Source organism: Bifidobacterium pseudolongum subsp. globosum (genome assembly GCF_000741295.1).
Classification (GTDB): Bacteria; Actinomycetota; Actinomycetes; order Actinomycetales; family Bifidobacteriaceae; genus Bifidobacterium; species Bifidobacterium globosum.
In genome coordinates this window covers 57,605-71,788 of record NZ_JGZG01000008.1, presented here as the reverse complement: position 1 = coordinate 71,788, position 14,184 = coordinate 57,605, and the positions used below count along the sequence as shown (strand labels likewise).

Annotated in this window: 16 protein-coding genes and 1 pseudogene; 9 read left to right on the top strand and 8 right to left on the bottom strand. The window is 63.9% G+C overall.

Going from position 1 to position 14,184, the window contains the following annotated elements; all coding sequences use genetic code 11:
* Nucleotides 1-50: 50 nt before the first annotated feature.
* The 7 genes from pgl to BPSG_RS05955 form a co-directional block, all read right to left on the bottom strand.
* Nucleotides 51-857 (bottom strand): 6-phosphogluconolactonase, encoded by an 807-nt coding sequence (gene pgl, locus BPSG_RS05985; RefSeq protein ID WP_026643224.1) that lies wholly within the window; start codon nucleotides 855-857, stop codon nucleotides 51-53.
* A 10-nt stretch (nucleotides 858-867) separates the two neighbouring features.
* On the bottom strand, nucleotides 868-1,821 hold the full coding sequence (locus BPSG_RS05980) for a glucose-6-phosphate dehydrogenase assembly protein OpcA (protein ID WP_026643223.1): 954 nt from the start codon (nucleotides 1,819-1,821) through the stop codon (nucleotides 868-870).
* The gene (gene zwf, locus BPSG_RS05975) at nucleotides 1,818-3,377 is read right to left on the bottom strand and encodes a glucose-6-phosphate dehydrogenase (protein WP_026643222.1); all 1,560 of its coding nucleotides are present in this window, start codon (nucleotides 3,375-3,377) and stop codon (nucleotides 1,818-1,820) included. The genes BPSG_RS05980 and zwf overlap by 4 nt, the downstream gene beginning before the upstream one ends.
* A gap of 79 nt (nucleotides 3,378-3,456) precedes the next feature.
* Nucleotides 3,457-3,780 (bottom strand): hypothetical protein, encoded by a 324-nt coding sequence (locus BPSG_RS05970; protein ID WP_236822914.1) that lies wholly within the window; start codon nucleotides 3,778-3,780, stop codon nucleotides 3,457-3,459.
* Nucleotides 3,777-5,825 carry a ferrous iron transport protein B gene (gene feoB / locus BPSG_RS05965; RefSeq protein WP_026643221.1) on the bottom strand — a complete coding sequence of 683 codons (2,049 nt, stop codon included), beginning with the start codon at nucleotides 5,823-5,825 and terminating at the stop codon, nucleotides 3,777-3,779. The genes BPSG_RS05970 and feoB overlap by 4 nt, the downstream gene beginning before the upstream one ends.
* Nucleotides 5,826-5,852: 27 nt before the next feature.
* Nucleotides 5,853-6,143 (bottom strand): FeoA family protein, encoded by a 291-nt coding sequence (locus tag BPSG_RS05960; RefSeq protein WP_180325806.1) that lies wholly within the window; start codon nucleotides 6,141-6,143, stop codon nucleotides 5,853-5,855.
* A gap of 96 nt (nucleotides 6,144-6,239) precedes the next feature.
* Nucleotides 6,240-7,697 carry an aspartate ammonia-lyase gene (locus BPSG_RS05955; protein ID WP_026643219.1) on the bottom strand — a complete coding sequence of 486 codons (1,458 nt, stop codon included), beginning with the start codon at nucleotides 7,695-7,697 and terminating at the stop codon, nucleotides 6,240-6,242.
* Between the two features lie 167 nt (nucleotides 7,698-7,864).
* Here BPSG_RS05955 and BPSG_RS05950 point away from each other — a divergent pair, with 167 nt between their 5' ends.
* The 6 genes from BPSG_RS05950 to BPSG_RS05930 all read left to right on the top strand — a co-directional run bounded on the left by BPSG_RS05950 (nucleotide 7,865) and on the right by BPSG_RS05930 (nucleotide 10,516).
* Entirely contained in the window at nucleotides 7,865-8,329 is a 465-nt protein-coding gene (locus tag BPSG_RS05950; protein WP_026643218.1) for a nucleoside 2-deoxyribosyltransferase, read from the top strand.
* Between the two features lie 266 nt (nucleotides 8,330-8,595).
* Entirely contained in the window at nucleotides 8,596-8,901 is a 306-nt protein-coding gene (locus BPSG_RS08870; protein ID WP_236822915.1) for a MarR family transcriptional regulator, read from the top strand.
* A gap of 63 nt (nucleotides 8,902-8,964) precedes the next feature.
* On the top strand, nucleotides 8,965-9,363 hold the full coding sequence (locus BPSG_RS05940; protein ID WP_051591936.1) for a putative quinol monooxygenase: 399 nt from the start codon (nucleotides 8,965-8,967) through the stop codon (nucleotides 9,361-9,363).
* 65 nt (nucleotides 9,364-9,428) lie between these two features.
* A complete protein-coding gene (locus tag BPSG_RS08865) occupies nucleotides 9,429-9,737 on the top strand; it encodes an AAA family ATPase (RefSeq protein ID WP_225531329.1) in 309 nt (102 codons plus the stop codon).
* A complete protein-coding gene (locus tag BPSG_RS08860) occupies nucleotides 9,721-9,993 on the top strand; it encodes a hypothetical protein (RefSeq protein WP_238548926.1) in 273 nt (90 codons plus the stop codon). The genes BPSG_RS08865 and BPSG_RS08860 overlap by 17 nt, the downstream gene beginning before the upstream one ends.
* 76 nt (nucleotides 9,994-10,069) lie before the next feature.
* Nucleotides 10,070-10,516: a GNAT family N-acetyltransferase gene (locus BPSG_RS05930; protein ID WP_026643217.1), complete on the top strand. Its 447-nt coding sequence runs from the start codon at nucleotides 10,070-10,072 to the stop codon at nucleotides 10,514-10,516.
* Between the two features lie 23 nt (nucleotides 10,517-10,539).
* On the opposite strand, the gene BPSG_RS08725 is transcribed toward BPSG_RS05930, so the two are convergent.
* Nucleotides 10,540-10,752 carry an ASCH domain-containing protein gene (locus BPSG_RS08725; protein ID WP_330934873.1) on the bottom strand — a complete coding sequence of 71 codons (213 nt, stop codon included), beginning with the start codon at nucleotides 10,750-10,752 and terminating at the stop codon, nucleotides 10,540-10,542.
* Here BPSG_RS08725 and BPSG_RS05920 point away from each other — a divergent pair.
* From BPSG_RS05920 to BPSG_RS05910, 3 genes and pseudogenes are all read left to right on the top strand, one after another.
* Nucleotides 10,690-11,430, top strand: a pseudogene (locus BPSG_RS05920) (ABC transporter ATP-binding protein); the annotation flags it as partial. The gene BPSG_RS08725 and the pseudogene BPSG_RS05920 overlap by 63 nt on opposite strands.
* Before the next feature lie 178 nt (nucleotides 11,431-11,608).
* Nucleotides 11,609-13,966, top strand: a complete 2,358-nt coding sequence (locus BPSG_RS05915) for a carbon starvation CstA family protein (protein ID WP_033502176.1) — start codon at nucleotides 11,609-11,611, stop codon at nucleotides 13,964-13,966.
* Nucleotides 13,963-14,178 carry a YbdD/YjiX family protein gene (locus BPSG_RS05910; RefSeq protein ID WP_033502177.1) on the top strand — a complete coding sequence of 72 codons (216 nt, stop codon included), beginning with the start codon at nucleotides 13,963-13,965 and terminating at the stop codon, nucleotides 14,176-14,178. Before BPSG_RS05915 ends, BPSG_RS05910 begins: the two co-directional genes overlap by 4 nt.
* Nucleotides 14,179-14,184: the final 6 nt, after the last annotated feature.

Genomic DNA, 14,184 nt, shown 5'->3' with positions numbered 1-14,184 from the left:
CACAAGCGGTGTTTGGTTGGTGTACGCGATGCAGCCGCGTGCACGGATGCCTACTGCCGCTGTCGAATCCGCGCGGCGGAATCCCCGTCGCAGATCCACAGCACTTCCTGCGTGGCGTCGGCGAACGATCCGGGGAACGCGGTGTCGCGCATTCGCAGGAACGTGTGCGCCATCGCCTCGGCCTTGCCGGGCCTTGACCCGCACATCCACACGCGTGCGCTGCGGGCGATCATCGGCACGGTCATCGTTAGGCGCAGCGGCGGTGGTTTCGGGGAATCCTGCACGCCCGTCACCAGCACGTCGTCTCCGTCCAGCCCAAGCTGCGGGCGGCCGGGGAACAACGAGGCGAAGTGGCCGTCAGGGCCCACGCCGAACATCATGAGGTCCATCGCGGCGGCCTCGCCGAGCTCGTGCAGCAATTCCTGCTGGTAGCGTGCGGCCGCGTGTTCGAGCGCCTCGCCGTCATCGTGTGCGGTGGCGTGGGCGCGCGCTTCGGCGCTGCGGTCGTCGGCGGGCATCGCATGGATCTGCGCATCGCCCATACGCCCCTCGGCGATGAGCGCGTCGAACAGTGCGGCGCGGGCCGCGCGGTCGTTGCGTTCGTCGCTGTCGGCGGCCACGAACCGTTCGTCGCCCCACCAGACATGCACGCGTGACCAATCCACGATGTCGAGCAGTGCGCTGGAAGCCATCGACTCAAGGATCGCGGTGCCGTCGGTGCCGCCGGTCACGGCGATGTCGGCCCGGTCACGGCCCGGCGTGCCGAGGACTTCGTTCAGCGTGAGCAGCGTGCGCGCCGCCACGGCCTGCGCGAGCAGGCGCGGGTCCGGGTAGACGATCAATGTGCGTTCGTGCATGGTGCTCCTCTCAGTCGTCGTTCGGGTGGATCTTCTTCCACCCCTGTGTCACGACCTGCGCATAGATCTCGTCGGGGTAGAGACGGCCGAGCTCCTCGCTCAGGCAATCGCCGAGCGAGCGGATCGGCAGCGGGATCGTCTGCGGGGACTGCCCAGGCACACTGATCGTGGCGATGCTGTCTTCGGCGGGGCGGCGCTCCAGGCTGAGCACACCGCCGTCCTCGCGCGTCATCGTCACGCCGGTGATCGCCGTGGCGTCCGGCTCGCGCTCGATCGAGACCGGCACGTTGAGCTGCAGGGTGAGCCATGCGGCGAGCAGGTCCATCGGCAGGTATGCGGTGGGGCCGCAGACCGTGACCGACGTGATTCTCAGATGCGGCGGCTGGTCGAGCAGCGAGGCGAGCATGGCACGCCACAGGGTCAGGCGCGTCCACGACATGTCGACGTTCTTCGGAGACCAGTTGCGGCGCAGGTCCTCCATCGTGCGCAGCGGGTTCGACGAGCGCATCGCGTCGGTGATGCGGCTGTGCGCCATAGCTCCCACGAGGTCCTTCGACGGATTGGCCGGCGCCTCGGTGGGCCACCATGCCACGACCGGCGCGTCGGGTACCAGCAGGGGGATGACGAGCGTGTCCTGATGGTGGATGAGACCGCCGCGCGGGCGCAGGACGATGATTTCGCCGGCGCCGGCATCGGCCCCGATGCGCACTTCGGCGTCGAGGTAGGTGCGCTCCTCCTCGGGCTCCGTCATGCGGCGGGTGCTCGGGGTGATGGCGATCACACGGCATGGGTGGTCGAGGCTCGCCTCGTTCGCCAATCGCAGGGCGTCTTCGAGATTGTCTTCATCGGTGAGGATGAGCAGGGTGAGCACACGGCCGAGCGCCACTTCGCCACGTTCTTCGTGCAGTGTGTCGATCTTCTCGGAGATCGTGCTTGTTTGCGTATCGCGCAATGTAATGATCATGGCATCCTCCAACGGTGTCCATCACGGGCCAGCATCTCCACGGCCTCCTGCGGTCCCCATGTGCCCGAACGGTACGGCTGGGGTTGGCCGAGGGTCGACCAGAAATCCTCGATCGGGTCGAGGATCTTCCAAGACAAGTCGACCTCCTGCGTGGTGGGGAAGAGCGGCGGTTCGCCCAGAAGCACGTCGAGGATCAACCGTTCGTACGCCTCGGGCGAGGATTCGGTGAACGAACGTCCATAGCTGAAGTCCATCGACACGTCACGCACCTCCATCGATGTGCCGCCGGGCACCTTGGACCCGAAGCGGATCGTGACGCCCTCGTAGGGCTGGATGCGGATCACGATGGCGTTCTTGCCGAGCTCCTGCGTGGCGGTCGATTCGAACGGCAGATGCGGCGCGCGCTTGAACACGAGCGCGATCTCGGTCACGCGGCGCCCCAGACGCTTGCCGGTGCGCAGGTAGAACGGCACGCCGGCCCAACGGCGCGTGTCGATGTCCAGCCGGACGGCCGCATAGGTCTCGGTGGTGGAATCCGGGCTGATGCCCTTTTCCTCCAGATAACCCACAACCGGTTCGGAACCCTGCCAGCCTGCGGAATACTGGCCTCGTGCGGTGTGCGCGGCCAGATCCTTCGGCAGACGGACGGCGGAGAGGACCTTCGTCTTCTCGTCGGTCAGGTCGCGTGCGGAGAATGAGACCGGTTCCTCCATGGCGGTCAGTGCCATGAGCTGCAACAGATGGTTCTGGATCACGTCGCGCGCCGCACCAATGCCGTCGTAATAGCCGGCGCGCCCCGCCACACCAATGTCCTCCGCCATCGTGATCTGCACATGGTCCACATAGTTCGCGTTCCAGATTGGCTCGTACATCGTGTTCGCGAACCGCAGGGCGAGCAGGTTCTGCACCGTCTCCTTGCCCAGATAATGGTCGATGCGGAACACCGAATCGGGGTCGAAGACCTCTGAGATCACCGCGTCGAGCTTCTTGGCGCTCGCCAGGTCATGGCCGAACGGCTTTTCGATGATCACACGGCGCCATGCGTCGCCTTCCGATTTGGCAAGGCCGCAGTTGGCGAGCTGCTTGGCCACGATCGGGAAGTCGCGAGGTGGCACCGACATGTAGAACGCGTGGTTGCCGCGGGTGCCGCGGTCGCGGTCCAGCTCGGCCACCGTGTTGCTCAGCCGTTCGAACGCGTCGGCGTCCTCGAACGTGCCCTGCACGAAGCGGATGCCTTCGGCGAGCTGCTTCCATGTGGACTCATGGAAATGCGTGCGGCAGTGTTCCTTGACGTTCTCTTTGACGAAGTCACGGAAATGGTCCTCGGTCCAATCGCGGCGGGCGAAGCCGGTCAGGCCGAAGCTGGGCGGCAGCAGGCCGCGGTTCGCCAGGTCGTAGATGGCCGGGAGCAGTTTCTTACGCGACAGGTCGCCTGTGACACCGAAGATGACGATGCTGCAGGGCCCCGCGATGCGCGGCAGGCGCAGATCACGCGGGTCGCGCAGGGGATTGTGCCACTGCGGCTCGCATGGTGTTGGGGTTGTATGTTCACTCATATCCGCCATACTAATGCGTGTCGCGCCGCACGGCCATGACGTATCTTGTGCTTTCCCCCGTCGGTGGAATGTCGTTGGATCACCGGTCCGTATGCCGGCGCGCGCGGAACCATGCGCGCCAGACCGGCGTACGGCGTGCGTTGGGTGCGGCGAGAGGGCAGCATGCGCAGATGACCGAATCCGGGTTGGGCGTGCACATGCCTTTCGTCACGCATCCGCGGTCGAGCGCCACCACGTCGAGTTCGCCACGCGCGCGGGCGAACTCGACGATCTGCGCGATGAACGCCTCGGGCAAGTGGTGCGCATCCGCGCATTCGCGCACGGTCATGCCCCGGCCCAAATCATGGATGACCTGGGCCGTGATGCCGGTGCGTGGGGCGTGTGTGGACCTGAATTCGCTCATAGGATGAACCGCAGGGTCTGGAAGGCGATCACCGCGAGCAGGTATGCCACGACAAGTCCCAAGCCGATCGATTGCATGGCGATGCGCATGTTAAATTGGCGTTTGAGTTCCGCCACCGTCGCCAAGCAGGGCGTGTAGGCGAGTGTGAACAGCATGAACGCCACGGCGGCCGCCTTGCCATGGCCTCCGGAGGCATGGTCGAAGGACTCGCGCATCGCCGCACCGAGTGTGCCTTCGCCCTGCTGCTGTTCGTCTTCGTCGCCGGTGTCGATGCTGTACGACTGGGCCATCGACGCCACCACGACTTCCTTCGCCACAAAACCGGTCATGAGGGCGGCTGACGCATGCCAATCGTCGAACCCAGCCGGTGCAAACACCGGGGCCACCGAGTCCGCGACCACGCCGTACACCGAGTCGTGCACGTCGTCGACCTGCGCGAACGACCCGGCGCCGGCCGTGGCTGGGATGGACTGCAGCAGCCACATCACCACGAGCATCGAGATGATGATCGAACTCGCGCCGCGCACGAATCCCCACAGGCGCAGCAGCACGCTGCGCGCGAGCACGATGAGGCGCGGCATCTGGTACGGCGGCAGGCTCATCGCGAACGGTTCGGAGCGCAGGTCGCGGAACTGCACGGCGCGCAACAGCATGCCGAGCAGCAGGATGAGCACGATCGAGCACACGTACATGAGGAACACGACGAGGCCGGCCTGTTCGCGGAAGAACGCGTAGGCCAGCACCAGATACACCGACAGGCGCGCCGTGCACGACGAAAACGGCACGAGCATGCCCACGAGCACGCGTTGGCGCGAATCGGGCAGCGTGCGCGTGGCGGCGAGCGCGGGCAGGTTGCAGCCGAAGCCGATCACAATCGGCAGGAACGCGCGCCCATCGAGCCCCATGCAGCGCATGGCGCGGTCCATTACAAACGCGGCGCGTGCCAGATAGCCCGAGTCCTCGAGCAACGACAGGAGGATGAACATGATGCCCATCGGCGGAATGAACGTGCCGATCGTGATCACGCCATCCACCACGCCGTCGATGACGAGCGAATGGAACCAGGATTGCGTCGCTTGCGGCCCGAACCACGAGAACACCACGTCGATGAGCGCGGTGAGCCAATCGCGCACCGGGCCGTCGACCCAGTCCTGCGCGGGGCCCGCAAGCGTGGTGGTTGCTTCGAACATGCCGAGCATGATCGCCAGGAAGATGAGGACGCCGAGCACCGGGTGCAGCAGCACGCGGTCGATGCGGTCCGAGAACGTCACACGGTCGCGCGCGTTGGTGCCGAGGCCATCCAACACACGCGCCGCCCAGTCGAAGCGTTCGTCGGCGCCGTCTTCGACCCAGCGCTGCACGTCCACATGCCGCGGGTCGATTGTTTCGAGTCCTTCGGGCAGCGGCGTGCCGCCGAGGCTTGCGGCCACGGTGTCCATAAGCTCGCGGCCGCCCTCGCCCGTGCGTCCGTTGACCGGGACGACGGGCACGCCGTCCAATGTGCGCGACAGCAGTGCGGCGTCGATGCCGGTGCCCTGCTTGGAGGCCAGGTCGTTCATCGTCAGGGCCACCACGGTGGGGCGGCCGAGTTCGAGCACCATCGACAGGAAATACAAGGCGCGTGAGATGTTCGTCGCGTCGAGCACCGCCACGATGAGGTCCGGGGCGGCTTCGCCGTTGATGCCCATCACCGCTTCGGCGGCCACACGCTCGTCAGGTGAGAGTGGCAGCAGTGAATAGGTGCCTGGGGTGTCGATGAGATCCCATGGCACGCCGTTGTGGGTGTATACGCCCTCCTCGAGCAGGACGGTGGTGCCGGGTGCGTTCATGACGCGCGCCTTGGCGCCCAGCAGTGCGTTGAACAGGGATGATTTGCCCACATTCGGGTTGCCGATGAACACGATGCGCGGCATGGTGTGGCCGCTGGGCAGCCGGTGGCCGCCGGTGTCGCAGCATGGTTTGGCGGGGGTGTGGCTGTGCGCCTTGCCGCGGGGAAGCAGCGCGGCGAAACCGCGCGAATGCGAGGAATGGTTGGTATTGTCCATCGGGATGGGCTCCAGGATAGTGGTGGGTTATCGGTTGGCGGGGGCGGTGGGGCTGGCGGGATGCTCGGCGCGGCGCACATGGATATGCGCCGCAGTCTGGCCGTCGAGGGCGATGCGTTCGGTGCCTTTGGACACCACGCGCCCATGGAAATTGGAACGTTGGGTCACGCGGATCACGGTGCCGCGGCGCAGGCCAAGCTCGAGCATGCGGAAACGGTGCCGTTCATCGATGTCGATCGCCGTGATCACCATGTCCACATGCAACGGGCAATCCTCCACGGTCATGCCGGGTGACACGTTGCTGGAATCAGAACTCATGCTGCCGATTGTTATGGCGAAATTGGGCGAAGTCAATACCCCGCGTCGGAAAAATGTGAACAAACGTCAAAGGGCCGATCCGTCCCTATGCGGGCGTCATCGGGGAAAATCCTTGGTTTCCCGGCATGTCTGCCCGAGCCCACGGCTGAGTGACACGGTGTCGAGCAACCGGTCAATCTCAGTATGTGGAAGCCCGGTGTGCGCCTCCGCCGCCTCGCGCACCGTGCTGTGTTCCGCTGCCGCGGCCTGCGCGAGCGCGGCGGCGCGCTCGTAGCCGATCGCGTCGTTGAGCGCCGCGGCGATCGAGGTGGACCGTTCGGCATATGCGCGCCCGCGCTCCACGTCGACCTCGATGCCATCCACGCATTTCGTACGGAACATGTCCATCGCGTTAATCGCGAGCGTCATGCCGGTGAGGATCTCATGGATGATCACCGGGTCGAAGGCGTTGAGCTGGAGCTGGCCTTCCGCGGCGGCCCAATTCACCGTCACATCCATTCCGAAGATCATGAAGCAGCACTGGTCCACACATTCGGGGATCACGGGGTTGATCTTGCCGGGCATGATCGAGGAGCCGGCCTGCCGTGCGGGCACATGCAGGTCCTCGAAGCCGCAGCGTGGGCCAGAATTGAGCAGACGCAGGTCGTCGGCCGCCTTCTTGAGGTGGATGGCGAGGTTCTTCAGTGTCGCGCTCGCGGCGATGTAGGCGCTCATGTCGGTCACCGACGCCACCGGGTCGAGCGCGGCGTGCACCGGCAGGCCGGTGAGTTGGGCGAGTGTGCGCGTCACCGTGTCGCGGAACCGCAGGTCGGCGCATATGCCGGTGCCGATGGCCGTCGCGCCGAGGTTGAGGTCGCACAATTGCCCCACAAGCGCGTCCATCGCCTGCAGGTCGAGTTTGAGGAACGTCGCCCATGCGTGGAATTCCTGCCCGAAGGTCATCGGCACGGCGTCTTGCAGTTGCGTGCGCCCAATCGTCACGTCGTTCGTGTGCTTGTCTGCCAGCTCGTGGAACGCAGCGCGCAGGCGCCGGGCGGATTCGGCGAGCGGGGTCAGGCCGCCGCAGATCGCGAGCTTGCATGCCGCGGGGTAGGTGTCGTTCGTCGATTGCGAATGGTTGACGTCGTCGTTGGGGTGGATGTAGTCGTAGTCGCCGCGCGGGCGCCCGCAGATCTCGAGCGCGCGGTTCGCGATGACCTCGTTCATGTTCATGTTGAGGCTCGTGCCGGCGCCGCCCTGCAGCACGTCTACGGGGAACTGGTCGGCGAGCGCGCCATGCTCAATCTCTTCGCACGCCTGCTCGATGGCCTCGGCCTTGCGCGTGTCGACCAACCCGAGTTCAGCGTTCGCAATCGCGCAGGCGCGCTTGACGACGGCGTAGGCGCGGATGAGCGCCTCATGCGCGCCGTCCGGAATGCCGCTCACCGTGAAATTCTCGATCGCGCGTTGCGTATGGATGCCCCAATACACGTCCTGGGGCACTTCGAGCGCCCCTATGCAATCATGCTCGACGCGCATACGCGGGGTCGACGATGCTGGTGATGACGTGCTCATGGCGCTCCTTTCGCGCGGGGCGGGCGCGGTATGCGCATGTGCGCGGGGTCGATCGGCGTGCACGGCCGCCGCCAACATTGTAGCGGCGGCGCGCACGGCGTGGCGGGCGTATTATTGCTTACAGCCAATTCAGACGGCCACTGCCGCAGGGGAGGTTCAATAGAGCTATGGAAAACTTCAACGCCAATCAGCACATCACCTTCACATCATCCAAGCCCATCTACGATTTCTATGTCGCTGGGCCGTACCAGACCGCCGAACAGGTGGAGAGCATGGAGCGCCTTGAGCGCGTGCTGCAGCACCGCAATCTGAGCGTGTACCGCCCGCGTTTCGCCATGGATGTGAATGTCTCGGGTCCGGAAGCGGTGTTCGAGAACCGCATCGAGGCCATCAAGAACTCCGCGGCCGTCATCGCCAACTTCGACGACAAGGACGCCGGCGCGATCTTCGCGCTCGCCTACGGTTTCGCGCTGGGCAAGCCGGTATATGCGTACTGCGAGGGCATCCTGCCCAATTCGCGCATCAGCCTCATGGTGGACCAGGCGGCGACCGCCGTGCTTGACGGCCCCGCGGCGCTTGAGGAACTCTTGGATTCCGGCCAGGCGCGCCCTATCCAGCTTGACGAGCAGTGAGAGGCGAGCGGTAAGACCCTTGAGGGGCCGGTGCCTGCCGCCGGCCCTGTCATGCCCATGACTCACAGCGATCCAAATGAATTCGAGCCGCCCCGCGCCGATGTCATCGAATACGCGCAGGGGGCCCACAGTGACCTCGATACGCAGCTCCCCGCGTTCTTCGAGGAGTTCCGCCGCATCGACCTCATCTACGGCGCGTATGGGAGGCCTGTGGGCTGTCGTTCAGCGCGTACCTCATCTTCGATTACATCTGTCAGAACGACGGCATGTCACAGCGCGAAATCTGCGCGTATACATTGTTGCCACGCCAGACGGTGAACAACGTCATCAATGTGTTTGCATCCCAAGGCCTGCTCCGTTTGGGGGGGGCAGCAAGCACGACAAACGCGTCAAGCGCATCCATCTCACCGACGAGGGGGGAGCGCTACCGCCACGAGGTGGTCACGCCCGTGCGCGAGGCGGAACTGCAGGCCATGGCCGCGCTCGAGCCCGGTGAGTGCCGCGCGATGATCGCCTATGTTAACAAGTTCATGAGCGCGCTTGAGCGGCGGATCGGCGGCCTTGAGGTCTGACATGCTCCGCCACCATACTCAGGATGTCGCAATATAGCTGCGGATCGGAACAGGGAGGGATATATGGCCATAACAATCAATGTGAGATACACCGGAACCGGTGGACAGGCACGTGCGTTCGCACGGGAGATGGCATCGTCGGGAACGGTGTCCATGATCCGTGAGGAACCGGGCAATCTGCGGTACGAGTATTACGTTTCGCTTGAAGATCCAGAAACGGTGCTACTTGTCGACAGCTGGACCGGTCAGGATGCGCTCGACGCGCATCATGCATCCCCTATGATGGAGCGTATTGCAAGACTGCGTGACCAATACGATCTGCATATGAGTGTGGAACGGTTCGGGGTCTCGCCTACAACCCCGCTGACGAGAGATTCATCAGACGGTGATCGGATTTACGTACTGTCTGCAGGGCAAGGGCTGCAGATGGCGAGAGACGGGGGAATGGCTTGGAGAATTTGATTATCGCTGGGTTGTGAATCGATCATGATGTTCTGTCTGACTCGTATGTGGAGCGGATTCCCGCATTGCGTTCGCTTGATGAACTGGAGTTCGGCTCACCCGTCGTGTTTCTGACCGGTGAGAACGGGAGCGGCAAATCGACGTTGCTGGAGGCAATTGCGGTGGCGTGCGGATTTAGTGCCGAGGGCGGCTCACGCAACTATCGTTTCAGCACCTATGACGACTGTTCGAATCTGGCCGATGCGCTGGTCCTCTATCGCAAACAAACTATTCCGCAGTGCAGTTTCTTCCTGCGTGCCGAAAGTTTTCTTCACGATGGCCACGCAGGCGCGCGATTACGATCAGGGTCGCAGCGCGATGTCTGCATTGCATGAGATGTCGCATGGTGAGGGCTTCCTGGAGATCATGCTGGCGCATATGCGTCGGCTGGCGGGGCAGGGCGCGCAGTTCATCGTCGCCACGCATGCGCCGATATTGCTCGGACTACCGGGCGCACAGATTCTTCAATTCGACGACGATGGCGTTCTCTCGTGCAACTACGAGGATACCGACGCTTACCGCATCACCGCATCGTTCATCCATCACAGGGACCTGTTGCTGCATCATCTGTTTGCGGACGAGGAACAGTAGCATCGCTTCCGGTTGCTTGGGGCAGCCGTCCAATCGGCGTGCCGGCGCGACACTGTGGGGATATGCTGGAACGGTGATGGAATACAGGAGACTCGGCCAGCGGGATTTTGACTCGTTCATAGGGTTGCGGATACGGCAGTTTCGGGAGGAAGGTGCCACTGAGGACGTCGATTTGCGGCCGGCGCTGCTGGATTACTACATACGCCATATGAAGGATGGTACATTCGTGTCATGGCTCGCTGTGGATGATGACAGGATCGTCGGGACGAGCGGCGTGTCGTTCGTAGAGAAACCACCGTATTTTGGATGCCCAAGCGGCAGGATGGGCTTGTTGTCCAGCATGTACACGGATCCTAGGTACCGGCGTCGCGGCATCGCGACGGAGCTGTTGCGCAAAGCCGTTGACGAGGCCAGGGCATATGGCTGCGGCACCGTGCAGATCACGGCTTCCGACATGGGTGTGAAGCTCTATGACGCCTTCGTTTTCGTCCACAACGGCAATTTCATGCAATACAGACTTTAGCAAGTTGTAGGGGTGGAAGCGCCCTATCGTTCCACGGTGAAGTGTTCGAGCACGACCTTCGTGTCATCATCGATCCTGATGCCTCCGCGGTCAGATGAGATGCTGTTCCAAAATGCCTCATGCTCCTCGCGCCATTGCGCGACGCTTGACTGTCCTTCGCCCTCATCCAGCACGTGCTGGGACGAAACGTCTTTGAGTGCCTCGATCTTCACGTCGGCGGTCACGAGCACCGTGATGGGCCGCTCATGAAAGACGTCGATTTCGTGGCCGAACCGGGCAGGAAGGTGGCGATCGTCGGCACGACCGGCGCCGGAAAGACGACGCTGATCAATTTGCTCATGTGTTTCTACGATGTGGATGCCGGGCATATCACGCTCGACGGCGTCGACACGCGGACGATGAGCAGGCACGGCCTGCGCCGTGAATTCGGCATGGTGTTGCAGGACACGTGGCTCTTCGGTGGCACAGTCGCCGAGAACATCGCTTATGGCAGGCCTGACGCCACACGCGAGCAAATCATCGCCGCCGCGAAGGCCGCACATGCCGACTTCTTCATCCGCACGTTGCCGAAGGGGTATGACACCGTGCTCGACAACGAGGCGAACAACCTGTCGGTCGGCCAGCGCCAGCTGCTCACGATCGCGCGTGTGTTCCTCGCCGACCCGGCGATGCTCATCTTCGACGAGGCGACGAACTCGGTCGGCACGCGCACCGAGCAGGTTATCGCGAAGGCGATGGACGCACTGATGGCGAACCGTACGAGCTTCGTCATCGCGCACCGGCTCTCCACGATCCGCGATGCCGACCTGATCTTGTACATGGAGCACGGCGACATCGTCGAACATGGCACGCATGAGCAGCTGCTCGGCCAGGCAGGCGCCTACGCCAAGCTGTACAACTCGCAGTTCGCGTGAGGCCGGAGGCCGATGGGAGCCGGTATTTCATCTCTTGGTGAAATCTGTCCATATACTGAACCATCAAAAATGTCGTAATCCGCGGTTCTTACTGTATTGCGCACGGCGGCCGCCCTGTGAGAGAGGCAGGGCGGCCGCCGTCTGTTGCAAGCGAAAGAAGACCCAAGGAGGCTCCACGATGACCACCGCGACACCAGCGGCATCACAACCTGCGCCGGATACGGCGTATACCGCGGATGAAGAGGCGCGCATCATCCGCAATTCGTCCGGGCTGCCCGTCGGCATCAAGCCCAAGATGGTCTGGACATGGCCCAAGGCGTTGCTGTGGGCGGTCATCGCCATCGTCTGTGCCTTGGCGTGGTCGGTGCTCGCCATTGCGCGCGGCGAGCAGATCAGCGCCATCTGGTTCGTTGTGGTGGCCCTGAGCTCGTATGCGATCGCCTACCGGTTCTACGCGTATTACATCCAGATCAAGATCATGCGCACCGACGACGCCAATGCCACCGCGGCCGAACGCGTGCAGGACGGCGCGAATTTCGAACGCGCGGACCGCCGCGTGCTCTTCGGCCAGCATTTCGCCGCGATTTCGGGCGCCGGCCCGCTCGTCGGCCCGATTCTCGCCGCGCAGATGGGCTATCTGCCGAGCGTGCTGTGGATCATCCTCGGCGTCATCTTCGCCGGCGCCGTGCAGGACATGCTCATGCTCTGGATCTCCGCCAAGCGCCGCGGCCGGTCATTCGGTCAGATGGCCACCGACGAGATGGGCAAGGTCGGCGGCCTCATCATCTCCGTGTTCCTTGTCGTCGTCACCGCCATCGCGATGGCGTTCCTCGCGCTCGTCGCGATCAAGGCGATGGCGTCGTCGCCGTGGGCGGTGTTCTCGCTCGGCATGACGATCCCAATCGCCCTGATCATGGGGTGCTACGAGCGGTTCCTGCGCCCGGGCCGTGTGATCGAAACGACGATTCTCGGCTTCGTGCTGCTCGTGCTCGCGATCGTCGGCGGCGGCATGATCGCTGCGAACCCGGTGCTCGCGCCGATCTTCACACTCAACGCCAAGCAGCTCGTGGTGGCGCTCGTGCTCTACTCGTTCGCCGCCGCCGCGTTGCCGCACTGGCTGCTCGTCACCCCGCGCGATTACCTGTCCACCCTCATGAAGATCGGCACGCTCGCCCTGCTCGTCATCGGCGTGGTCATCGCGAACCCGCAGGTGCAAGTGCCGGCGCTCACCACGCTCGCATCGCGCTCCAACGGCCCCACGTTCTCAGGCAACCTGTTCCCGTTCCTGTTCATCACCATCGCGTGCGGCGCCTTGTCCGGCTTCCATGGTGCTGTCTCCTCCGGATTGACCCCCAAGGCGATCGAGAAGGAGAACCAGATCCGCATGATCGGCTATGGCTCGATGCTCGTCGAGTCGTTCACCGCCATCATCGCGCTCATCGCGGCCATCACCATCAGCCAAGGCGTGTATTTCTCGATGAACATGTCACCCGCGCAAATCGAGGCGACGGCCGGCAGCGCCTACTCCGCCTCCGCGAGCCCCGAGCAGAACGCGGCGGCCGCAGTGAGCCGGATGGATGTGCAGAACATCGAAGGCCAACGCATGCGCGTGGAATGGCAATCCGGCGGCACCGTGGTCACCGGCGCCGAGGCACTTGACGCGGCCGCGCACGACGTGGGCGAGGAGACACTCGTCTCACGCACCGGCGGTGCGACGACATTCGCGATCGGCATGGCGAACTTCCTCAAATCCTATCTGGGCGGGGAGGGCTCCATAGCGTTCTGGTACCACTTCGCAATCATGTTCGAAGCGCTCTTCATCCTCACCACCGTCGACAACGGCACCCGTGTGGCCCGCTATCAGATCGGCGACCTGCTGGGCAACGTGCGCAAACTCAGGAAATTCGCCGACCCCACATGGCGGCCCGGCAATCTGATCACCACATTCATCGCCACCGCCTTGTGGGGCACGATGCTCTACATGGGCGTCTCGGACGCCAACGGCGGCATCAACGCGATGGTGCCGATCTTCGGCATCTCGAACCAGTTGCTTTCCGCCGGCTGCTTCATGCTCGTCACCGTCTGCGTTGTCAAAGCCGGCTTGGGACGGTACGCATGGATCCCCGTCGTGCCGTTGGTATGGGACGTGGCGGTCACGTTCACCGCCGACTTCGAGAAGATCTTCGATCCGCAGCTTGGGTATTTCGCCACCGCTTCATCATTGCGCGCCTCGATTGACTCCGGCCAGCTTGAGGGCGAGGCACTCGCCAACGCATACGCCTCACTGTCGAACGCCTACCTCGACGGTGTGCTCTCGGTGTTCTTCCTCGTCATGATGGCCGCGTTCCTGGCCGTGGGCGTCAAGACGGTCGTCTCCACGGTGCGGGCCCGTGCCTACGGCGACCACCTGACCTCGCAGGAACCGTTCCTCGAGTCGAACTGGTTCGCCCCGTCGGGCCTCATCGCCACTCGACTCGAGCGCAAGGTGCAGCACGAGTTCGAGCATCACCCTGCGCGCCGGGCGGAGCTCGGATGAACGCGGCCGCACAGTTGCGAGCCATCGCAGCCCGTGCATGGCGCGCCGTGGTGTGGTATGCACGGGAGGTCAGCGGCGAAGCGCGCTACGAGCATTACGTGGAGCGGTTCGCACGTGAGCACCCCGGTGAGGAGCCGCTCAGCGAGCGCGCCTACTTGCGGGCGCGCGAGGAGCACGAGCGGCTGCACCCCAACACCAGTTGCTGCTGTTAGTGCGCG